The sequence below is a fragment of the Micromonospora sp. TSRI0369 genome (assembly GCF_001905625.1).
Classification (GTDB): domain Bacteria; phylum Actinomycetota; class Actinomycetes; order Mycobacteriales; family Micromonosporaceae; genus Micromonospora; species Micromonospora echinospora_A.
This window is the reverse complement of the sequence record NZ_LIVU01000001.1, coordinates 230,970-251,495: the sequence shown is the minus strand read 5'-3', so window position 1 is coordinate 251,495 and position 20,526 is coordinate 230,970. Positions and strand designations below refer to the sequence as shown.

Below are 20,526 nucleotides of genomic sequence, written 5' to 3'. Positions count from 1 at the left end.
GGTGCCGCGCGTGTGCGATTCGCCGATGCGGGTAAACCGGATCGGGTGAACGGGACGGACAGCCTGTGCGGTCGACGGCCGGGCGGTCATGTCACCGTCGGGAGTCTTCCGGCAGCCGACAGTTGTCGCGCAATTGTCCGAGCGGCAGTTAATTGCCGCGACTAATGCGACAATTCGGAACGACGGCCCGGTTTTTAGTGGCCGTTGAAACGGTTACGCGTTGTAGGAGGTGGGACGCAGATGGCGGGCTCCGACCGTGATCTACCTGCTGTCCCGCAGATAATCGAGCCCTCCCACCAGGGCATTCGTGACGCTGCGCGGTCCGACCGCTACGCGAAAGATGTTGCGCAGCGTCACCGCCGGAGGTCTAGGCTGTCTGCTGTTCTACCCGATGATCCATCCATCTCTAGTGATCGAGAATTCGACGTGACGAGTGCGTTGACGCTGCCTTCCGGTGGCCCGCTGGCGTCGTCCCGGCCCGGGGCGCCGACCGGTTCCCAGCCCCTGCCCTTCGAGCTCGACCATCTCCTCGCACTGCGCGTACCCGGCCTCATCGAAACGCGCCGGCACATTCACTCCCACCCGGAACTGTCCGGCGAGGAGTTCGAGACCGCCGCCCTGGTGCACCGCGAGCTGTCCCTCGCCGGGTTGAAGCCGCGCCTGCTGCCGAAGGGCAACGGCGTCATCTGCGACATCGACGGACGCCCGGACGGCCCGGTGATCGCGCTGCGCGCCGACATCGACGCGCTCCCGCTCAGCGACCCGAAGGACGTGCCGTACCGCTCGACGGTCGACGGCGTCTGCCACGCCTGCGGCCACGACGTGCACACGTCGGTGATGCTCGGCGTCGGCATGCTGCTGGCCCAGCTCGCCGACATCGGCCAGCTCGACGGCCGGGTGCGGCTGATCTTCCAGCCGGCCGAGGAGATCCTGCCCTGCGGCTCGCTGGAGGTCATCGAGGCCGGCGGGCTGGAGGACGTGGCGCAGATCTTCGCGCTGCACTGCGACCCGAACCTGCCGGTGGGCAAGGTCGGCCTGCGGGTCGGCCCGATCACCGCCGCCGCCGACAACGTCACCGTCCGGCTCACCGGGCCGGGCGGGCACACCGCCCGCCCGCACCTGACCGTCGACCTGGTGGACGCGCTCGGCCGGCTGGTGACCGAGGTCCCGACCCTGATCAGCCGCCGGGTGCCGGCCAACAGCGGGCTGCTGCTGGTGTTCGGCCACGCCTCGGCCGGCACCCGTTACAACGTCATCCCCTCCGAGGCGTGCGCGGCCGGCACGCTGCGGGTGATGGACCGCGACACCTGGGACGAGGCGCCCAAGATCGTGGCTCAGGTGGTGCGGGACGTGCTCGCGCCCACCGGCGCCACAGTCGATCTGGAGTACCTGCGCGGCCGGCCGCCGGTGACGAACGACGCCCGCGCGATCGGCGTGCTCACCGCCGCCACCGCCGCCGCGTTCGGCCCCGACGGCATCGCCGAGACGCCGCAGAGCATGGGCGGCGAGGACTTCTCCTGGTACCTGGAGCACGTGCCCGGCGCGCTCGCCCGCCTCGGCGTGGGCCGGAGCGGGCCCAACGTGGACCTGCACCGGGCCTCGTTCGACGTGGACGAGCGCGCCATCGAGGCGGGCGTACGCCTCATGGTCCAGACCGCGCTGCGGGCACTGGCGGCGGCGCGCTGACCGGATCACCGGCCGGCCCGGACGGGAACGGCGGCATCGCGCCCAGGCCGGGCGGCGGCGTCCGCCGGGCCCGCCGGCGGCGGCGCCACAGGAGCAGCAACCACAGCGGTACGCCGATCACCACCGCGAAGGGCAGCACCGCGCCGAGCACTGTGAGCGCAATGCGGGCCGAGGCCCGGAAGGCCGTCCAGCCGCCGTCCAGCCCGCTGAGGAAGCCCAAATCGGCCTCCTCCTCGGCGGTGCTGGCGTCCGGCCCGAGCAACGTCACGGTGATGGTGGACAACGAGGTCAGGTCCGCCAGCCGGCGTTTGCGTGCCTCCAGCGCGGCCAGGTCCGCCTGACGGGTGCCCACCTCGTTCTCCAGCCGGACCAGCTCGTCCACCGAACTCGCCTGGGCGAGCAGCTTGCGGGCGCTCTCCACCCGCGCCCGCTGGGTGGCGATCCGGGAATCCAGGTCGACCATCTGCTCGGTGACGTCCTCGGTGCGGATCTCCCGGCGCTCCTGCCGGCCGAGGCCGGCGAGCCGGTCGATCACACCGGCGAACTTGTCCGCCGGCACCCGCAGCGTCAGCGTCGCCCGGGCCTCGGCGGACCGGCTCGTCCGCCGGTCGCCGCCGACGAAACCACCGGCCGCGGTCACCGCGGTGACCGCCTCCCGCGCCGCGGCCTCCACATCGTCCACCCGGACCTGCATCGTCCCCGTGTAGATGATGGACCGCTGGTCGACCCGCAGATCCGCGCCGCCGGTGCCGCCGGGAGCGGCCTGGTCGCCGTCCGCGCCGCCCTCGGCGGGCTGCTCGCGCGCCGCGCCCCGGTCCGCGGCCGGCTCGGCCGAGTCGCTGCCACTGTCCGCGTCCGCGCCGCAGCCGCCCACTGCGAGCGCCGCGACCAGACCCACCGCCACCAGGGCAAGGCCCCGGAATCGTCGTCCGCCCATTCCCCGTACTCCGATCGTCGACGGCCCCGCGCGTCGGGACCGATACCTCGGACGTGGCGCGTGGTCGCGCCGGTTCCGGCAGACTGCGCTGAGGACATCACGATTCGGTATTCGAGGAGTCACGATGCAGGTGACCAAATACGCCCACTCCTGCCTGCGGCTGGAGCACGACGGTGCGGTGCTGGTCGTCGACCCGGGTGTCTTCAGCGATCCGAAGGCGCTCGACGGGGCGGACGCGGTGCTGATCACCCACGAGCACCCGGACCACGTGGACGTCCCCGCGCTGACCCGGGCGCTGGAGCGGCGGTCCGTGCCGGTGCACGGCCCGGCGTCGCTCGCCGGGGTGCTCGGCGACGCCGCCGAGGCGCTGGTGACGGTCGAGCCCGGACAGTCGTTCACCGTCGCCGGGGTGCCGGTGCGGGCGTACGGCGGGCAGCACGCGGTCATCCACCCGGACATCCCGGTGATCCAGAACATCGGCTACCTCTTCGCCGACGTGGTCTACCACCCGGGCGACTCGTTGTTCGTGCCCGACGACGTGCAGGTGGACACGTTGTTCGCCCCGATCCACGCGCCCTGGTCGAAGTTCTCCGAGGTGGTCGACTTCATCCGCGCGGTCGCGCCGCGCCGGGCGTACGCGCTGCACGACGCGCTGCTCAACGACAACGGCCTCGGCGTGCTGGACCGGCAGTACACCGCGTTGTCCAAGACCGACTACCGCCGTCTGGAGCCGGGCACCCGGATCGACGCCTGAGCATGGCCGAGGTGCCCGCGGAGGTGATCCGGCGGCTCTACGCCGCGCCGCCGGACCGGTTCGTCGCGGCCCGGGACGCCGCCGTCGCGCAGGCGCGGCAGTCCGGCGACCCGCGTACCGCCCGGGAGATCGGCAAGCTGCGCCGGCCCACAGTGGCGGCCTGGCTGGTCAACCTGCTCGCCATCCGCCGGCCCGAGCTGGTCGCCGACCTGACCCAGCTGGCCGAGTCGCTGCGCGCCGCGCAACGCGACCTGCGCGGCGGCACGCTGCGGGAACTGTCCGCGCAGCGGCGCGCCGTCGTGGGCGCGCTCGTCGCCGAGGTACGCCGCCTGGCCGCCGCCGAACCCGCCGCGCCGCCGGCCGGGAAGCTGCCGCTGGGCGAGGTGGAGGCGACACTGAACGCCGCGCTCGCCGACATCGAGGTGGCCGAGCAGGTACGCGCCGGACGCCTGCTGCGGGCCAGCCACTACGCCGGGTTCGGCGAGGTGCCCCGCCCCCAACTGCGGCTCGTGACCGGAGGCGAGGAGGCGCCCGTCGTACCGGATCGGGCGGCCGAGCGGGCCGACGCGCGACGGGCCCGCGACGAGCGGGCGGCGCGGGCCGAACGGGCCGGGCGGCGGCGGACCGCGACCCGCGAGCTGACCCGGGCCCGCGCGGACCTGGAACGGGCCGAGAAGGAGCTGGCCACGGCGGACGCGGCCGAGCGCGACGGCGCCGCCACGCTGGACCGGATCGAGACGGAACTGGCCGAGTTGGAGCGCCGCCGCGCGGTGGCCGAGCAGGAGCTGAGCCGGGCCCGGCTGGCCCGCCGGGGCGCGGAACGGGCGGTCACCGCCGCCCGCCGCCGGGCCGGCGAGGTGGAAGCCGTCCTGGAGGCGCTCGACGCCGAAGAGGGGGATGCCGACACCGGTGACGAACAGGCAGACTGAGCGTGATGAATGGCCACGGTGGACTGACGGCGATGGACCGTCGATGACTCCGGAGCAACTCGCCGCCGCCTGCAAACCGCTGGTGCTCGAACTCGGGGAGGCGTTCAACCGCTGCCCGTCCACGCTGCGCCGGGCGCGGCTGCTCGGCATCTCCGGGTGGGCCTTCTACATCACCGGGCGGGCCGGGGCGCTCGGTGACGTCCGCGCCGAGACGGTCGCCGCGGCGCTGGGCTTCATCGCGCCGGAGGCGGTCACGGACGGCTGGGACGCCGCCGCGCGGACCGTCCCGCCGCTGGAGGTGGCCACCGCCAACCTCGCCGAGTGCTGCCGGTGGGGTACGGCCCGGCTCGGTGACGGCGCCGAGTCGTCGCGGCTCGCCGCGCTGCTGGGCCGGGCGGTCGAGGCGGCGGACGGCAGCGGCATGCCCTTGTTCGCCGCCTGGCGGGCCATGCCGGTGCCCGACCCGTCGCCGGGCGCGCGGGCGGCGGTCGGCATGCTGCTGCTGCGTGAGCACTTCGCCGGGGCGTACCTGCTGGCGGTGCGCGCGGCCGGGCTGACACCGCTGGAGGCGGTGCTGGCCGGGCCGGAGGGGGAGGCGGGAGCAGCCGCGTGCGGCTGGGCGCCCCCGTACCCGCCGGTCGGGCCGCTGGTGCGCCGGCGGCTCTGGGCCGAGGCGGTGACCGAACGCCTGGCGTCGGCGGCGTTCCGCGTGCTGAGCGCGGCCGAGGGCGCGGAGCTGCTGGTTCTGCTCGGCGCCGCGCGGCAGCGCGCCCGACGCGGATAAATGGGAGGCGGACCCGCCGGTGAGGCTGTCAGGATCTGGCCCGTGACGCTCCCCGCCGGCTGGTCGGCCCGCCGCCCGACCCTCGACGACGTGCCCGCGATCCTGGCGGTGGTGCACGCCGCCGACACGTTCGCCGTCGGCCACCCCGACTTCGACGACGAGGACGTGCGGTCCGCGCTGACCGCGCCGTTCGTCGACCCGGCGCGGGACTCCTGGCTGGTCACCGACCCGGACGGGACGGCGGTGGCCTGGTCGATCCTGGCCAACCCGAGCGGCGTGGGCCGGGAGTGGGTGGACGTCCTCGTCGACCCCGACCGCGGCGCCGACCTGCGCGCGCCGCTGCTGGCCCGGCTGCTGGAGCGGGTCGCCGAACGGGCCGCCGAACGTGGGCTGCCCGCGCTCACCGCCCGCGCCGGGGTCTACGCGCCGGAGACCCGCTGGGCGGGAGAGCTGACCGAGGCCGGGTTCACCCGGATCAAGCGCTACATCCGGATGAGCCGCTCGCTCGCCGACCTGCCCGCCGAGCCGGCGCCCCCGCCCGGGGTGACGGTGCGACCGCTGCGCGCCGACGACGAGAGCGACCTGCGACTGTTCCACCGGATCTACGACACCGCGTTCCGGGACACGCCCGATCATGACCCGCTCGACTTCGAGCGGTGGCGGGACCTGCTGCCCTCGTACGGCAAGGTCTGGGACGAGTGGTTCCTGGCCGAGGTCGACGGCGAGCCGGCCGGCGCGCTCCAGTCCTCCGACCAGGCGCTCGACCAGGACCGGGGGTGGGTGCGGACGCTGTCGGTGCTGCCCGCGTACCGGCGGCGCGGGGTGGGCGCGGCGCTGCTGCGCCGGGCCTTCGCGGTCTACGCGGCGAAGGGCCGCGCCGGGGCCGGGCTCGGCGTCGACCTGGCCAACCCGACCGCGCCGGTCACGCTCTACCGCTCCGTCGGGCTGGTGGAGGAGCACTGGGCCGACATGTACGAGCGGAGCGTGCCCGCCTCGCGGGTGTGACCCCGCACCCCCGTCCCGGGGTCGCCGAGCGCTCCCGGGGGCGCTCGGCGCACACTGTCACTGTGGGAGACGCGCTACGCGGACGCGGTGCCGGTGGGGCGGGACCGCAGCTCGGTGACGTAGTCGTCCGGCGCGCCCGCCTTCTCCGCGGCGTTCGCCAGCTCCGACAGGTACCACGCGGTGGGCAGTCCGCCCTCGTAACCGTCGAACACGTAGACCCACGCGGTCACGTCGCCGTCGAGCGTCGAGACGCGCACCGTCAGCCGGCGGTACGTCTCGGCGGTCACGCCCTCGATCTCGTCGAGCTGCGCGGCGTCGTACGGGTGGATGTCGTAGAGGGCCACGAAGACCCGGTCACCCGGGGACTCGACAACGGTGCTGACCGAGCCCTCCCACCCGATGACGTCCTCGCCGGCGAAGGTGAGCCGCCACCCCTCCAGCCAGCCGGTACCCACCATCGGCGAATGCGGGCAGTAGGCGCGCATGCGGGCGGGGTCCAGGTTTGAGCCGTAAGCAGCGTAGAGACGCACGGCGACGACGATAGCCCGGCTGGCGGGTGGGGGAGAATACGACAGTGCGTGTCGAACCCGACGGGGAGAAGAAAGTCACTGTGAGCACAGACGAGGGGCAACTGCTGTGAGCCAGATCGTGATCATCGGCGGCGGGCCGGCCGGGTACGAGGCGGCCCTGGTCGCCGCGCAGTTGGACGCCGAGGTCACGGTGGTCGAGGCGGAGGGGGCCGGCGGCGCCTGCGTGCTCTCCGACTGCGTGCCCTCCAAGACGTTCATCGCCAGCTCGGAGGTGGTCACCGGTTACCGGGACACCGAGGAGTTCGGCGTGCACTCCGACGGCCTGGAGGCGGTCACCGTCGACGCGCGGGCGGTGCACGAGCGGGTCAAGCGGCTCGCCCTGGCGCAGTCCGCCGACATCCACACCAAGCTGGTCAAGGCCGGCGTCGAGTTCGTGGCCGGCACCGCCCGGCTGGGCGAGGACACGCTCGGCCACACCCACCGGGTGATCGTCACCCCGGCCGGCGGCGGCGAGGAGTACTCGATCGCCGCGTCGACGGTGCTCGTCGCGACCGGCGCGACCCCCCGCCAGTTGCCCACCGCCGTACCGGACGGCGAGCGCATCCTGACCTGGCGTCAGGTGTACGACCTGCCCGCCCTGCCCGAGCACCTGATCGTGGTCGGTTCCGGCGTCACCGGCGCCGAGTTCGCCAGCGCGTACCTGGCCATGGGCGTCAAGGTCACGCTGGTCTCCAGCCGGGACCGGGTCATGCCGCACGAGGACGCCGACGCCGCCATGGCGATCGAGCGGGTGTTCCGCAACCGGGGCATGAGCATCCTGAACAACTCCCGCGCCGAGGCGGTCCGCCGCGTCGGCGACGGGGTGGAGGTGCTGCTCTCCGACGGCCGTCAGGTCACCGGCTCGCACGCGCTGATCGCGGTCGGCTCGATCCCGAACACCGCCGACCTGGGCCTGGCCGAGTACGGCGTGGAGCTGGCCCGGGGCGGTTACGTGACCGTGGACCGGGTCTCCCGTACCAACGTGCCGGGCATCTACGCGGCGGGGGACTGCACCGGCGTGCTGCCGCTGGCCAGCGTCGCGGCCATGCAGGGCCGGATCGCCATGTGGCACACGCTGGGCGAGGCGGTCCGGCCGCTGCGGCTGCGTACCGTCGCGGCGAACGTCTTCACCGACCCGGAGCTAGCGACTGTCGGCGTCTCCCAGGACGAGGTGGACGCCGGCAAGACCCCGGCCCGCCAGGTGATGCTGCCGCTGTCCGGCAACGCGCGGGCGAAGATGGACGACTTGGCCGACGGCTTCGTCAAGCTGTTCTGCCGGCCCGCGAGCGGCCAGGTGATCGGCGGCGTGGTGGTGGCGCCGAAGGCCAGCGAGCTGATCCTGCCGATCACGATGGCGGTGGAGAACAACCTGACGGTGAACGAGCTGGCCCACACCATCACCATCTACCCGAGCCTGTCCGGCTCCATCACCGAGGCCGCCCGCCAGCTCATGCTCCACGAGCTGGAGTAGTCCCGTCCCCGCCCTTCCTCTCGTCGATCATGGAGTTGCGGCCCCCGATCCGACCGGAATACCCGGTCTGTGCGGGGTCACAACTGCATGATCGACGACTCTGGTCAGGGTGAGGTGCAGGGCCAGGGTTGTCAGCAGGGCTGTCTCGGTGAGGATGAGCACGCGCTCGATCAGGCCGAGCAGGGCTCGGTCGCCGGGGTAGGCGGACCAGATCATCGCGGCCGCCAGCACCAGGCTGGCTGCGGTCAGGCCGCGTAGCCAGGCGGCGGCTCCGGCGACCGGGTGGCGGGCCAGCAGCCAGCCGGCGACCGGCATGGCCAGGAACGACAGCACCGAGGCGTACCGGTGCACGTACGCGGCGGTGTCCATCGGCGTACCCGGCTCATTCGTGGGAACCACCGCCGCGGCCAGCAACCCGGCCGACCAGGCGGTGAGCAGCGCGAGCGGGACCAGGCCCGCACCGGCCCGGCGCAGCGCCGGCAGCAGCACGACACTGGCCGCCGCGAGCACCGCCATCGCGGTGTCGATGACGCCGCCCCGATCGGAGACGGCGAAGTCGCTGACGGTCAGCGACCAGGGATCCAGATCGTCGCTCACCCCGACGTGACCCATCACCGCGAGCACCGCCGCCAGGACGATCCCGCCGAGGGCCAGCAGGCCGCTTCTCCGCGTTCCAGGCATACGGCCAGCCTGTCGCCGGAACCGCCCCAGACGGATCCGGGACCACCACCCACTTCGGTCCCCGGGTCGTCCCCTACCGCTACCCGGAGAACCTCGTCAGCTGCCGGTCGACTCGGCGGTGGCCTCGGCGCGGGTCTGCCGGGCGCTGCTGATCCAGGTCATCGCCCACCCGGCCAGCGCGAACCCGGCCGCCGCCACGCCACCGATCAGCAGCAGCCGCCACGCCGAGTGGGTCAGCGCCGTACCGCCCAGGTGGCCGACGAGCGCGCCGTAACTGGACCAGGCGAGCGCCGCCGCCGCCTCGTAGGGCAGGAACAGGCGGTACGGGTAGCGGCTGCGGCCGGCCGAGAAGCAGGCCGCCATCCGGCCGCCGGGCACGAACCGGCAGAGCAGGATCACCAGCGGCCCGGGCTCGCGCAGCCCGCGGGTGACCCGGGTGACGGCCCGGCGCGCCCGCCCGCGTGGCGTGGCACGCGCCGCCCGGCGCGTCGGCGTGGTGCGGCCGATCAGGTAGCAGGCCAGGTCGCCGATGAAGACGCCGGCCGCGCCGACCGCGATGGTGGCCGGCAGGCTGAGCCCGCCGTAGACGGTCAGCGCCCCACTGGTGATCATGACGAGCTGGGTCGGCACCACCGGAACGAAGGCATCGGCGATCAGCAGGGTCAGCAGCAGCGCGTACGCCCACATGGGCGACGCGACGTCAGAGATGAGTTCGGCCACGACCGCCACCTCGCCGGAGTTCTCCGTTCGACCGGACCGAGCCTGACGCCGTGTCCGGCGTCACCACCACCGGCCCCACCTGGCGGTGACAGGCGACACCGACGGGCCGTAGGTGTGAAACGAGCCGACCCGGCCGGAGGTTACGGGTGGGCGAGGCCCCGCGACGGGGCGGCGGATCGACGGATCGCGGCGTACCGTTGGCGGGACGCGGCACCGGAGCCGTCGGGTCCCCCGTTCCCGATGCCCAGGCCGCGGCGGGTCGCCGACAGGTCCCGTGTCGGCGACCCGCACCCTCTCTCCGAAATCCAGGTGCGCCGGTGGCGTCCGCGCGTCTACGTTCGGGGCATGCGCAGCGCGGTAGTGACCACGACGCCGGGTGTTCCCGGCGCGCCGCACTGACGTTTCTGTCGACGAGGCCCCGGGGCGATCCGCTCCGGGGCCTCGCGGCGTTCCGGGCCTGCTCGCCTCCGGGTCGTACCCGATCAAGGAGAGCGACATGATCGACCACCGCAGGCTCGGCCGGGACCTGGAGCTGTTCGTCTCCGACCCGCTCGCGGGCGCCGGGCTGCCGATCTGGCTGCCGGACGGCGCCGCCGCCCGGCATGCCGTCGAGGAGTACGTGCGGGAGCTGGAGCGCCGGGCCGGCTACCGGCACGTCTACTCCCCGCCGCTCGGCAAACGGGAGCTGTTCGAGCTGTCCGGCCACCTGGGCTACTTCGCCGACGACATGTTCCCGCCGATGCGGCTGAGCGCCGACGACGAGTTCGTGCTGCGCCCGGCGCTGTGCCCGCACCACGCGCTGGTGTTCGGGGCCCGCGGGCGCTCCTACCGGGAGCTGCCGCTGCGCGTCGCCGAGCTGGGCGGGATGTACCGCGCGGAGCGTTCCGGGGTGCTCGGCGGGCTGTCCCGGGTGCGTGCCATCTCGCTCAACGACGCGCACAACTTCTGCGCCCTGGATCAGGTCGGCGACGAGGTCCGCGAGATCCTGCGGCTGATCGGCGAGGCGCACGCCGCGCTCGGCGTCCGTCCCGCCGGGTTGCGGCTGTCGCTGCGTGGGCCGGGCCAGCGGTACGTGGGCGACGACGCGAGCTGGGCGCGGGCCGAGGACCTGCTGCGCGCGGCACTCGACGGGGTGGGCGTCGTCGAGGCGCCGGGTGAGGCCGCGTTCTACGGCCCGAAGATCGACATTCAGATCGTGGACGCGGCCGGCCGGGAGTCGACCATCTCCACCGTGCAGCTCGACTTCGACAAGCCGGAACGGTTCGACCTGTCGTACACCGACTCGGACGGACGCCGGAAACGGCCGGTGATGGTGCACCGCAGCCTGGTGGGCAGCATGGAGCGGCTGTTCGCGTACCTGATCGAGGTGCACCAGGGCGCGTTCCCCGCCTGGTACGCCCCGGTGCAGGTGCTGCTGCTCCCGGTCGACGCGGCGCAGGCCGACGCTGCCACCGGGCTGGCCCGCCGTGCCGAGGCGGCCGGGCTGCGGGCCGAGGTGCAGCACGCCGGTTCGCTCGGCGCCCGCATCCGCGACGCGGCCCGCAGGCGCATCCCGTACACCGGGGTCCTCGGCCCCCGGGAGGCGGCCGACGGGTCGGTCTCGCTGCGTCTGCGCGGCGGGCGGGTGCTCGATCCGATGCCCGCCGCGCAGGCGCTGGGCCTGATCGGCGCGGTGGTCGCGAGCCGGTCGGGCGGGCTGCTCCCGCCCGGCTGACTCCGGCCCGCCCGGGTGCCGGGAAGGCACCCGGGCGGCGGCCGGTGTCGGGCCGGTGGCCGGCTCCACGTCAGTTCCCGACCGGCGTGCCGGCGCCGGCACGCATTCCGTTCGGCGGGCCGGCCGGTGCCGGCGCCGGGACCTCGTCGGTGATCACCGCGCCGGTGAACTGCGCCCGGTAGAGCCGGGCGTACGCGCCACCGGCGGCGACGAGCTGGTCGTGGGTGCCCTGCTCCACGATCCGGCCCTGCTCCATCATCAGGATCAGGTCGGCGTCGCGGATGGTGGAGAGCCGGTGCGCGATGACGAAGCTCGTCCGGTCCGAGCGCAGCGCCGCCATGGCGCGCTGGAGCAGCACCTCGGTGCGGGTGTCCACCGAGCTGGTCGCCTCGTCCAGGATCAGCAGCGCCGGCTCGGCCAGGAACGCGCGGGCGATGGTGATGAGCTGCTTCTCCCCGGCGCTGACGTTGCTGCCCTCCTCGTCGATCACGGTGTCGTAGCCGTCGGGCAGGCTGCGGACGAACCGGTCGACGAACGTGGCCCGGGCGGCGGCGAGGATCTCCTCCTCGGTGGCGTCCGGACGCCCGTAGGCGATGTTGTCCCGGATGGTGCCGCCGAACAGCCAGGTGTCCTGGAGGACCATGCCGATCCGGCCGCGCAGGTCGTCGCGGCGCATCGTGGAGATGTCCACCCCGTCCAGCGTGATCCGGCCGGCGTCCAGCTCGTAGAACCGCATGACCAGGTTGACCAGCGTGGTCTTGCCCGCGCCGGTGGGACCGACGATGGCCACCGTGTGACCTGGTTCGGCGACCAGCGACAGGTCGTCGATGAGCGGCTTCTCCGGGTCGTACCGGAAGGAGACGTGCTCGAACTCGACCCGCCCGTGCGGGTCGGCGATCCGCGCCGGCTCCGCCGGGTCGGGGCTCTGCTCGTCGGCGTCGAGTACCGCGAAGACCCGCTCGGCCGAGGCCACGCCGGACTGCAGCAGGTTGGCCATCGAGGCGACCTGGGTGAGCGGCTGGGTGAACTGCCGCGAGTACTGGATGAACGCCTGCACGTCACCGAGGCTCATCGAGCCGGACGCCACCCGCAGGCCGCCGACCACCGCGATCGCGACGTAGCTGAGGTTCCCGATGAAGAACATCGCCGGCATGATGATCCCGGAGACGAACTGCGCGCCGAAGCTGGCCCGGAACAGTTCCTCGTTCTTGGCGTGGAAGGCGGCCTCGACCTCCTTCTGCCGGCCGAAGACCTTGACCAGCTCGTGCCCGGTGTACGCCTCCTCGATCTGGCCGTTCAGCTCGCCGGTGTGCTTCCACTGCGCGATGAACTTGCCCTGCGACCGCTTCGCGATCTGGCTGGTTACCACCACCGACAGCGGCACCGCGACCAGCGCGACCAGCGCCAGCAACGGCGAGATCCAGAACATCATCCCGAGTACGCCGACGACGGTGAGCAGCGACGTGAGCAACTGGCTCAGCGTCTGCTGCAGCGTCTGCGACACGTTGTCGATGTCGTTCGTGACCCGGCTCAGCAGCTCACCCCGGGGCTGCTTGTCGAAGTACGGCAGCGGCAGCCGGTTGAGCTTGTCCTCCACGTCGGCGCGCAGCTTCAGCACTGTGCGCTGCACGACCCCGTTGAGCACCCAGCCCTGTGCCCACTGCAGGATGCTCGCGCCGACGTAGAGCACCACCGCGAACGCCAGCACCCGGCCCAGCGCGGCGAAGTCGATCCCGGTGCCGGGGATCACGTCCATCCGGGCCAGCATGTCGGCGAAGTTGCCGTTGCCCTCGGCGCGGGCCGCCTCCGCCGCCGCCTCGGTAGTGGTGCCGGCCGGCAGCTGACGGCCGATCACCCCGCTGAAGATGATGTCGGTGGCGTGGCCGAGCACCTTCGGCCCGACGACGCTGAGCCCGACGCTGCCCAGGGCCAGCGCGAGCACGCCGGTGAGCTGGAGCCGGTACGGTCGCAGCCGCCCCAGCAGACGGCGCGCCGACGGCCCGAAGTTCATCGCCTTCTCGGCCGGCATGCCCATGTTCATGTGCGGCGGTCCACCGGCGGGCCGGCGTCCGGCCGGAGGCAGTCGTGTGGGTTCGTTCTTCTGCTGCGGAACCGACGACGTCACGCGGCCACCTCCGCCGTCTGCTGCGACGCCACGATCTCGGCGTACGTGGGACAACTCTCCAGCAGTTCCTCGTGTCGTCCCATCCCGACGACACCCCCGTCCTCGAGCACGATGATCTGGTCGGCGTCGACGATCGTGGAGACCCGCTGGGCCACGATCACCACCGCCGCGTCCGCGGTGACCGGCTTGAGGGCGGCCCGCAGCCGGGCGTCCGTGCCGAGGTCGAGCGCGGAGAAGGAGTCGTCGAAGAGATAGATCTCCGGTTTGCGGACGAGCGCGCGGGCGATCGCCAGCCGTTGCCGCTGGCCACCGGAGACGTTCGTGCCGCCCTGCGCGATCGGCGCGTCCAGCCCGCCCGCCATGTCGGCGACGAAGTCGCGCGCCTGGGCGATCTCCAGGGCGGCCCACAGGTCGGCGTCGGTGGCGTCGGGGTTGCCGTAGCGCAGGTTGCTGGCGACGGTGCCGCTGAACAGGTACGGCCGCTGGGGCACCAGCCCGATCCGCCGCCACAGCTCATCCGGGGCGAGTTCCCGGACGTCCACGCCGTCGACCAGGACCGCGCCGGCGGTGGGGTCGACCAGGCGGGGGATCAGCGTCAGCAGCGTGGTCTTGCCGGCACCGGTGGAGCCGATGATCGCAGTGGTCCGGCCCGGTTCGGCGCGGAACGAGATGTCGTGCAGGACCGGCGCGCTCGCGCCCGGGTACTGGAATCCGGCGCCGCGCAGCTCCAGCTCGCCGTGGCCGGTGACCTCGGTGACCGGGTCGGGCGCCGGCACCACCGACGAGTCGGTGTCCAGCACCTCCTCGATGCGCTCGGCGCAGACGGCGGCCCGGGGGACCATCATCAGCATGAAGGTGGCCATCATGACCGCCATCAGGATCTGCATCAGGTACTGCAGGAACGCGGTCAGCGCGCCGACCTGGATCTGACCGGAGTCGACACGCGCCGCGCCGAACCAGAGCACCGCGACGCTGGAGACGTTCAGGACCAGCATCACGATCGGGAAGATCAGCGCCTGGAGCCGCCCGATCCGCAGGGCGGTGGCGGTCAGGTCGGTGTTCGCCGCCTGGAAGCGGTCGGTCTCGTACGGCTCGCGGACGAAGGCCCGGACCACCCGGATGCCGGTGATCTGCTCGCGCAGCACCCGGTTGACGGTGTCGATCCGGGTCTGCATGAGCCGGAAGCCCGGCACCATCCGGCGGATGATCAGGCCCAGCGCGACTGCGAGCACCGGTACGCAGACCAGCATCAGCCAGGAGAGCCCGACGTCCTCGCGCAGCGCCATCACCACGCCGCCGACGCTCATGATCGGCGCGGCGACCAGCATGGTGCAGCTCAGCAGCACCAGCATCTGCACCTGCTGGACGTCGTTGGTGTTGCGGGTGATCAGGGACGGCGCGCCGAAACGGGCCACCTCGCGGGCGGAGAAGCTGTTCACCCGCCGGAAGATGGAACCGCGTACGTCGCGGCCGAAGCCCATCGCGGTCTTCGCCCCGAAGTAGACGGCGGCGATCGAGCAGGCGATCTGGAGCAGGCTGACCAGCAGCATCCAGCCGCCCGTACGCAGGATCTGGTCGGTGTCGCCGACGGCGACGCCGCGGTCGATGATGTCGGCGTTCAGGCTGGGCAGGTAGAGCGAGGCGATGGTGCCGACGAACTGGAACGCCACCACGGCGACCAGCCATCGTCGGTACGGGCGCAGGTGTGTGCGGAGCAGGCGGATCAACACGGATGGCTCCCCGTTGGCGGCTCGGTGTCGGACTCGCTGTCCCGGTTCAACCGACGGAGGTCCCCGTCGGACATGCCGGTGATGATTTCGATCAGGAACTCGCGGATCACCGCCCGTTTGTCCGGGTCGGCGTCGACCGACGTCAGTGGCCGATCGCTGTGGATCATGTCGATGATGGCGCGGGCGTGCTCGCCGCCCTTGTCGGTCAGGGCGAGCCGGACGGTGCGGCGGTCCTCGGGCGCGCGGCGTCTGCTGACGAAGCCGTCGCGTTCGAGGGTGTCCACGATGCCGGTGAGCGTGGCGGGCCGGACGAAGCACAGCTCGGCCATTTCCCGGTGGCTCGCGTCGCCGGAGCGGAGGAGGATCATCAGGACCCGCATGCCGGCGGACGTGAGCCCGTGGTGCTCGGCCAGGTAGCGCCCCCAGTGCTGCTCGACGACGTGACCGGCGATCGAGACCAGCCGGCCGAGCGGCGCGTGGTGCAGCGCGTCGGGAAAGCGTACGAGGGGCCCAGGATTCACGGCTGTCAGATTAGCCCCCGAATCATCAGGGCCCAAACTAATTTCTGAGAAGCTCCTCAGCCACGTTCGGGGCGCGCCCGGGACGGCTCGTCCGGCGCGGTGGCGACGTAGTCCCGCATCACGTCGGTGACCTCGCGCAGGAATGCCGCGGTGGCCTCGGCCTGCTCGGGGGTGAGCCGGGAGACCGCCCGGTCGACGCCGACGAGCAGCGGGCGCAGCGCCTCCAGCACCTCGTCGACGGCGCTCTCGGTCACCTGGAGGCTGAGCCGCCGCCTGTCGTACGGGTGCGGGGTCCGGGCGACGTGACCGGCCTGCACGAGCCGGTCCACGAGCGTGGTCGCCGAGGCCGACCGGATGCCGAGCCGGTTGCCCAGCTCGACTGGGCCCAGCGGCTCCGGGCTGGAGACCAGGTGGTCGATGGCCGCGGCGTCGGTCGGGTTGAGGCCCAGGCGGCGGGCCAGCGCGGCCCGGGTGTCACCGGCGATCCGCAGCACGTCGCGCAGCGCTCGGGAGGCCTCGCTGCTGGGCGGCGCGGCCGGCGCGATCTCCCCGGTTGACGGCACCCCCTCCATGGGATAAAGCTAGCAGCCCGGGTAGCTAGAGAATCTAGCTAACAGAGGGGGCCGCACATGCGCAGCGACGGACGGGGACGCTGGTTCGGGCTGCTCGCCATCAGCCTCGGCGTCGCGATGATCATCGTGGACGCCACCATCGTGAACGTCGCGGTGCCGCAGATCATCCGCGACCTGGACATCACCTCCACCGACGCGCAGTGGGTGCAGGAGGCGTACACCCTGGTCTTCGCCGCGTTGCTGCTGGTCGCCGGCCGCTTCGCCGACCGGTCCGGGCGGCGGCGGATGTTCCTGGTCGGCGTCACCGTCTTCGTGGCCGCGAGCGTGCTCGCGGCGCTCGCCGGCTCCGGCGAGACGCTCATCGCCGCCCGGGTGCTCCAGGGCGTGGGCGGAGCGATGATGCTGCCCACCTCGCTCTCCCTGCTCAACGCCAACTTCACCGGCCGGGAGAAGGGCATCGCGTTCGCCGTCTGGGGCTCCACCATCGGCGGCGCGGCGGCGCTCGGGCCCCTGCTCGGCGGCTGGCTCACCACCACGTACTCCTGGCGGTGGGCCTTCGGCATCAACGTCCCGGTCAGCCTCGCCGTGATCGTGGCGACGCTGGTGCTCGTGGGCGAGTCCCGCGACGACCGGGCCGAGCGCGGCCTGGACCTGCCCGGCGCGCTGCTCTCCGTGATCGGCATGACCGGCGTGGTCTTCGCGCTGATCGAGGGCCGCACCTACGGCTGGTGGGAGCGGGAGCGGCCGTTCAGCCTGTTCGGGCTGGACTGGACCGCGTCGATCTCGCCGGTGCCGGTGGCCGCGCTCCTGGGGCTCGCCGCGCTCGGGCTCTTCCTGACCCAGCAGGTACGCCGCAACCGGGCCGGCCGGCCGGCGCTGCTCGACCTGTCGCTGTTCGGCATCGGCTCGTTCCGCAACGGCATCCTGGCCGCCGGGATCGTCAGCCTGGGTGAGTTCGGCCTGCTGTTCGCGCTGCCGCTGTGGTTCCAGAACGTGCTCGGCTACAGCGCCTTCCGGACCGGCCTGGCGCTGCTGCCGCTCGCCGTCGGCAGCTTCCTGGCCAGCGGCCTCGGCGCGCCGCTCACCCAGCGCTGGGGCGCGGCCCGGGTGGTCCAGCTCGGTGTCGCCGCCGAGCTGGTCGGCGTGGCCGGGCTCGGGTTCGTGGTCGCGCCGGACACCAGCTGGTGGGCGCCGGTGGGCTTCCTGTTCGTGTACGGCGTCGGCGTCGGCCTGGCCACCGCCCAGCTCACCGGCGTCTCCCTGTCCGAGGTGCCGGTACGCCGCAGCGGCCAGGGCTCGGGCCTGCAGAGCACCGCCCGGCAGGTCGGCTCCGCGCTCGGCATCGCCGTGCTCGGCACCGTGCTCTTCGCCGGCCTCGGCGGACTGCTCGGCGACCGCCTGGCCGACCAGCCCGGACTCGACCCGGCCCAGCGGGACCAGGTGGTGAGCGCGGTCAAGGAGAGCGCGGGCGCGGCTATCGGCGGGCTGGAGGCGGACCCGCGTACCGCGCCGATCGCCGAGGAGGCGAAGGCGGCGTTCTCCGACGCCACCCGGTACGCGGCGTTCGCCGGAGCCGGGTTCCTGCTGATCGGCCTGGTCGCCTGCCTTCGCCTGCCTTCGGTGCGGCCCGGGGACGCCACGCCGCGTACCGAGGCGGAGCCGGCCCGGGCCTGAGCGCTCCGGCCGGGCGGCGGCTCACCTGCGGGGGCCGCCGCCGGCCCGAGCCTGTGAGGGGCGCCGCCGACCCGGCGTGCGGCTCACGCGGGAGGGGCGCCGCCGGCCTGGCGCGGCGTTCATCCGCCGAACGCGACCGTCAGCGCGGCGACCACGAAGACGACCTGGAGCACGGTACGGACGCCCAGCGGGGTCACCGGGCGGCCGGCGAGCGTGAGGCGGCGGCGCGCGGCAGACACGTTCGCCGGGAACATGGCGAGCATCAGCAACGCCAGCCCGGCCGCCGCCGGACGCGCGGTGGCCGGGAACAGCAGGGCGAGCGCGCCCGCCAGTTCCAGCACGCCAGTCACGGTGACCAGCAGGTCGGGCCGGGGCAGCGACGGCGGGACCATCGCGATCAGGTCCGTGCGCCGGGACGCGAAGTGGGCCACGCCGGTCAGCACGAACATCAGCGCCAGCCCGACCCGCAGCGCGGGGTGCCATCCGTCCAGGGCGTCCACGCCGAGCAGGCCGGCGACGCGGGCCAGCGCGGTGCCGGCGAGGAGTGCGATCAGGGGTGCCATTGTCGATCCCTCCGACGAGCATCTTGTCGGTGACAAGATTGCGCGACGGGTGTCATCTTGTCAATGACAAGTTAGGGTGACGGCATGGCCTCGTACCACCACGGCGACCTCCGCCGCGTCCTGCTGAGCACCGCGGCGGAGGCGATCGCCGAGACCGGGCCGGCCGCGCTGAGCCTGCGTGAGCTGGCCCGCCGCGCCGGGGTCTCGCACGCCGCGCCCGCACACCACTTCGGGGACAAGGCCGGGCTGCTCACCGCGCTCGCCACCGAGGGCTTCGACCTGCTCGCCGACGCGCTCCGGCAGGCCGGCGACGACCTGCTCGACACCGGCGTGGCCTACGTCGGGTTCGCGGTACGACACCGGGCGCACTTCGACGTCATGTTCCGGCCCGAGCTGTACCGGCCCGACGACCCGGAGCTGATCGCCGCCCGGGCGCGGTCGGGCGAACTGCTGCGCGGCGGCGTGGCCCGGCACACCGGGCGGGAGCCGGACGCCGACGCGCTCGCCGCCTGGTCGATCGTGCACGGCTTCGCCACGCTCTGGCTCTCCGGCGCGCTGCCGCCCCAGGTGGGCGACGACCCGGAGGCCGCCGCCCGTACCGTGATCAGGCGGTTGTTCCACTGAGCCGGCCGGGCGTCACCAGCTCGTCGGCAGCGGCATCCCCTCGGTGTAGCCGGCGGCGCTCTGCACGCCGACGAGCGCCCGCTCGTGGAACTCCTCCAGGCTGCGCGCGCCCGCGTACGTGAACGCGCTGCGCACCCCGGAGATGATCTCGTCGATCAGGTCCTCCACGCCGGGCCGGCTCGGGTCCAGGTACATCCGGGCCGACGAGATGCCCTCCTCGAAGATCGCCTTCCGGGCCCTGTCGAACGCGCTGTCCTCGGCCGTACGGGCGCTCACCGCACGCGAGGACGCCATGCCGAAGCTCTCCTTGTAGCGCCGCCCGTCGGCGTCGGTGTACAGGTCGCCGGGGGACTCGTAGGTGCCGGCGAACCAGGAGCCGATCATCACGTTCGACGCGCCCGCGGCGAGCGCCAGCGCCACGTCCCGCGGGTGGCGTACGCCGCCGTCGGCCCACACGTGCCGGCCCAGCGAGCGGGCCGCCGCCGCGCAGTCGAGCACCGCGGAGAACTGTGGACGGCCCACGCCGGTCATCATCCGGGTGGTGCACATCGCGCCCGGCCCGACGCCCACCTTGATGATGTCCGCCCCGGCGTCGACCAGGTCACGTACGCCATCGGCGGTGACCACGTTGCCGGCCGCCACCGGAACCGGCGGATCCAGCCGGCGGACCGCCCGCAGCGCCTGGAGCATCCGCTCCTGGTGCCCGTGCGCGGTGTCCACGACGAGCGTGTCCACCCCGGCCTCCAGCAGCGCGGCGGCCTTGCCGGTGACGTCGCCGTTGATGCCCACGGCGGCGGCGACGCGCAGCCGCCCCCGGTCGTCGGTGGCCGGCTTGTACAGCGTGGCGCGCAACGCGCCCTGCCGGGTCAGCACCCCGACCAGGCGGCCCTGCGCGTCCACCACCGGCGCGATCCGCCGCCGGCCCGCCGACAGCCGGTCGAATCCGGTACGCGGGTCCGCGTCCGCCGGGACGGTGTGCAGCTCGGTCGACATCACGTGCCGGAGTTGGGCGAAGCGGTCCACCCCGACGGTGTCCGCCTCGGTGACCACGCCCATCGGCCGACTGTCCGCGTCGACCACCACCACCGCGCCGTGCGACCGTTTCGGCAGCAGGTGGATGGCGTCGCCGACGGTCTCGGTCGGGCCCAGCGTGATCGCTGTGTCGTGCACCAGGTGGCGCTGCTTGACCCAGCCGACCACGTCGGCGACGACCTCGATCGGGATGTCCTGCGGGATCACCGCCACCGCGCCGCGCCGGGCCACCGTCTCGGCCATCCGCCGGCCCGCGACGGCTGTCATGTTCGCCACCACCAGCGGGATGGTGGTGCCGGTCCCGTCGGTGGTGGCCAGGTCGACGTCGAGCCGGGAGCCCACCTCGGACCGGTTGGGCGCCATGAAGACGTCGTTGTAGGTCAGGTCGTGCGCGGGGACCGCGCCGTGAAGGAACCGCACCCGGCCATCATTCCC

19 protein-coding genes are annotated in these 20,526 nt (G+C 73.3%); 9 read left to right on the top strand and 10 right to left on the bottom strand.

Going from position 1 to position 20,526, the window contains the following annotated elements; translation table 11 throughout:
• The first annotated feature begins 426 nt into the window (after positions 1 to 426).
• Positions 427 to 1,686: an amidohydrolase gene (locus AMK25_RS01160; RefSeq protein ID WP_073825173.1), complete on the top strand. Its 1,260-nt coding sequence runs from the start codon at positions 427 to 429 to the stop codon at positions 1,684 to 1,686.
• Here the strand turns inward: AMK25_RS01160 and AMK25_RS01155 are convergent.
• Entirely contained in the window at positions 1,643 to 2,623 is a 981-nt protein-coding gene (locus AMK25_RS01155) for a DUF4349 domain-containing protein (RefSeq protein ID WP_073825169.1), read from the bottom strand. The two genes, AMK25_RS01160 and AMK25_RS01155, sit on opposite strands and share 44 nt — an antisense overlap.
• Before the next feature lie 124 nt (positions 2,624 to 2,747).
• On the opposite strand from AMK25_RS01155, the gene AMK25_RS01150 reads away from it, so the two are divergent.
• Genes AMK25_RS01150 through AMK25_RS01135 form a run of 4 tightly spaced genes read left to right on the top strand, consistent with a single transcriptional unit; the run spans position 2,748 to position 6,095 of the window.
• Positions 2,748 to 3,377, top strand: coding sequence for an MBL fold metallo-hydrolase (locus AMK25_RS01150; RefSeq protein WP_073825165.1), 630 nt, complete (start codon positions 2,748 to 2,750; stop codon positions 3,375 to 3,377).
• 2 nt (positions 3,378 to 3,379) lie between these two features.
• Positions 3,380 to 4,306 (top strand): hypothetical protein, encoded by a 927-nt coding sequence (locus AMK25_RS01145; protein ID WP_073825161.1) that lies wholly within the window; start codon positions 3,380 to 3,382, stop codon positions 4,304 to 4,306.
• Positions 4,307 to 4,349: 43 nt separating this feature from the next.
• Positions 4,350 to 5,090 (top strand): SCO6745 family protein, encoded by a 741-nt coding sequence (locus AMK25_RS01140; protein WP_073825157.1) that lies wholly within the window; start codon positions 4,350 to 4,352, stop codon positions 5,088 to 5,090.
• 42 nt (positions 5,091 to 5,132) lie between these two features.
• The gene (locus tag AMK25_RS01135; protein ID WP_073825154.1) at positions 5,133 to 6,095 is read left to right on the top strand and encodes a GNAT family N-acetyltransferase; all 963 of its coding nucleotides are present in this window, start codon (positions 5,133 to 5,135) and stop codon (positions 6,093 to 6,095) included.
• A 74-nt stretch (positions 6,096 to 6,169) separates the two neighbouring features.
• On the opposite strand, the gene AMK25_RS01130 is transcribed toward AMK25_RS01135, so the two are convergent.
• Entirely contained in the window at positions 6,170 to 6,625 is a 456-nt protein-coding gene (locus tag AMK25_RS01130) for a gamma-glutamylcyclotransferase (RefSeq protein WP_030501227.1), read from the bottom strand.
• A gap of 106 nt (positions 6,626 to 6,731) precedes the next feature.
• Here AMK25_RS01130 and AMK25_RS01125 point away from each other — a divergent pair, with 106 nt between their 5' ends.
• A complete protein-coding gene (locus tag AMK25_RS01125) occupies positions 6,732 to 8,135 on the top strand; it encodes an NAD(P)H-quinone dehydrogenase (protein WP_073825150.1) in 1,404 nt (467 codons plus the stop codon).
• A 27-nt stretch (positions 8,136 to 8,162) separates the two neighbouring features.
• On the opposite strand, the gene AMK25_RS01120 is transcribed toward AMK25_RS01125, so the two are convergent.
• Positions 8,163 to 8,816, bottom strand: a complete 654-nt coding sequence (locus AMK25_RS01120; protein ID WP_073825146.1) for a DUF998 domain-containing protein — start codon at positions 8,814 to 8,816, stop codon at positions 8,163 to 8,165.
• A 96-nt stretch (positions 8,817 to 8,912) separates the two neighbouring features.
• Positions 8,913 to 9,536: a DedA family protein gene (locus AMK25_RS01115; protein WP_073827017.1), complete on the bottom strand. Its 624-nt coding sequence runs from the start codon at positions 9,534 to 9,536 to the stop codon at positions 8,913 to 8,915.
• Positions 9,537 to 10,032: 496 nt separating this feature from the next.
• Between AMK25_RS01115 and thrS the strand changes: the two genes are divergently transcribed.
• Positions 10,033 to 11,250 carry a threonine--tRNA ligase gene (thrS, locus tag AMK25_RS01110; protein WP_073825143.1) on the top strand — a complete coding sequence of 406 codons (1,218 nt, stop codon included), beginning with the start codon at positions 10,033 to 10,035 and terminating at the stop codon, positions 11,248 to 11,250.
• Between the two features lie 70 nt (positions 11,251 to 11,320).
• Here the strand turns inward: thrS and AMK25_RS01105 are convergent, their stop codons facing one another.
• From AMK25_RS01105 to AMK25_RS01090, 4 genes are all read right to left on the bottom strand, one after another.
• Positions 11,321 to 13,291 (bottom strand): ABC transporter ATP-binding protein, encoded by a 1,971-nt coding sequence (locus AMK25_RS01105; RefSeq protein ID WP_241826242.1) that lies wholly within the window; start codon positions 13,289 to 13,291, stop codon positions 11,321 to 11,323.
• An 80-nt stretch (positions 13,292 to 13,371) separates the two neighbouring features.
• Positions 13,372 to 15,105: an ABC transporter ATP-binding protein gene (locus AMK25_RS01100; RefSeq protein ID WP_073825136.1), complete on the bottom strand. Its 1,734-nt coding sequence runs from the start codon at positions 15,103 to 15,105 to the stop codon at positions 13,372 to 13,374.
• Positions 15,099 to 15,626 (bottom strand): MarR family winged helix-turn-helix transcriptional regulator, encoded by a 528-nt coding sequence (locus tag AMK25_RS01095; protein ID WP_073825132.1) that lies wholly within the window; start codon positions 15,624 to 15,626, stop codon positions 15,099 to 15,101. The genes AMK25_RS01100 and AMK25_RS01095 overlap by 7 nt, the downstream gene beginning before the upstream one ends.
• A 56-nt stretch (positions 15,627 to 15,682) precedes the next feature.
• A complete protein-coding gene (locus AMK25_RS01090) occupies positions 15,683 to 16,198 on the bottom strand; it encodes a MarR family winged helix-turn-helix transcriptional regulator (RefSeq protein WP_073825128.1) in 516 nt (171 codons plus the stop codon).
• A 57-nt stretch (positions 16,199 to 16,255) separates the two neighbouring features.
• On the opposite strand from AMK25_RS01090, the gene AMK25_RS01085 reads away from it, so the two are divergent.
• Positions 16,256 to 17,872 (top strand): MFS transporter, encoded by a 1,617-nt coding sequence (locus AMK25_RS01085; RefSeq protein ID WP_073825124.1) that lies wholly within the window; start codon positions 16,256 to 16,258, stop codon positions 17,870 to 17,872.
• Between the two features lie 119 nt (positions 17,873 to 17,991).
• Here AMK25_RS01085 and AMK25_RS01080 read toward each other — a convergent pair whose 3' ends face one another.
• Positions 17,992 to 18,435, bottom strand: a complete 444-nt coding sequence (locus tag AMK25_RS01080) for a DoxX family protein (protein ID WP_073825121.1) — start codon at positions 18,433 to 18,435, stop codon at positions 17,992 to 17,994.
• An 84-nt stretch (positions 18,436 to 18,519) separates the two neighbouring features.
• Between AMK25_RS01080 and AMK25_RS01075 the strand changes: the two genes are divergently transcribed.
• On the top strand, positions 18,520 to 19,059 hold the full coding sequence (locus AMK25_RS01075; protein WP_073825118.1) for a TetR/AcrR family transcriptional regulator: 540 nt from the start codon (positions 18,520 to 18,522) through the stop codon (positions 19,057 to 19,059).
• Between the two features lie 12 nt (positions 19,060 to 19,071).
• Here the strand turns inward: AMK25_RS01075 and AMK25_RS01070 are convergent, their stop codons facing one another.
• Positions 19,072 to 20,511 (bottom strand): GuaB1 family IMP dehydrogenase-related protein, encoded by a 1,440-nt coding sequence (locus AMK25_RS01070; protein WP_073825114.1) that lies wholly within the window; start codon positions 20,509 to 20,511, stop codon positions 19,072 to 19,074.
• Positions 20,512 to 20,526 lie beyond the last annotated feature (15 nt).

What these genes read in the sequence shown, in the direction of transcription:
- AMK25_RS01145 (WP_073825161.1), top strand. Translation starts at nt 3,380, where the DNA reads ATGGCCGAGGTGCCCGCGGAGGTGATCCGGCGGCTCTACGCCGCGCCG.
- AMK25_RS01090 (WP_073825128.1), bottom strand. Translation starts at nt 16,198, where the DNA reads ATGGAGGGGGTGCCGTCAACCGGGGAGATCGCGCCGGCCGCGCCGCCC.
- AMK25_RS01075 (WP_073825118.1), top strand. Translation starts at nt 18,520, where the DNA reads ATGGCCTCGTACCACCACGGCGACCTCCGCCGCGTCCTGCTGAGCACC.
- AMK25_RS01085 (WP_073825124.1), top strand. Translation starts at nt 16,256, where the DNA reads ATGCGCAGCGACGGACGGGGACGCTGGTTCGGGCTGCTCGCCATCAGC.
- AMK25_RS01120 (WP_073825146.1), bottom strand. Translation starts at nt 8,816, where the DNA reads ATGCCTGGAACGCGGAGAAGCGGCCTGCTGGCCCTCGGCGGGATCGTC.
- AMK25_RS01105 (WP_241826242.1), bottom strand. Translation starts at nt 13,291, where the DNA reads ATGAACATGGGCATGCCGGCCGAGAAGGCGATGAACTTCGGGCCGTCG.
- AMK25_RS01140 (WP_073825157.1), top strand. Translation starts at nt 4,350, where the DNA reads ATGACTCCGGAGCAACTCGCCGCCGCCTGCAAACCGCTGGTGCTCGAA.
- AMK25_RS01150 (WP_073825165.1), top strand. Translation starts at nt 2,748, where the DNA reads ATGCAGGTGACCAAATACGCCCACTCCTGCCTGCGGCTGGAGCACGAC.
- AMK25_RS01155 (WP_073825169.1), bottom strand. Translation starts at nt 2,623, where the DNA reads ATGGGCGGACGACGATTCCGGGGCCTTGCCCTGGTGGCGGTGGGTCTG.
- AMK25_RS01080 (WP_073825121.1), bottom strand. Translation starts at nt 18,435, where the DNA reads ATGGCACCCCTGATCGCACTCCTCGCCGGCACCGCGCTGGCCCGCGTC.
- thrS (WP_073825143.1), top strand. Translation starts at nt 10,033, where the DNA reads ATGATCGACCACCGCAGGCTCGGCCGGGACCTGGAGCTGTTCGTCTCC.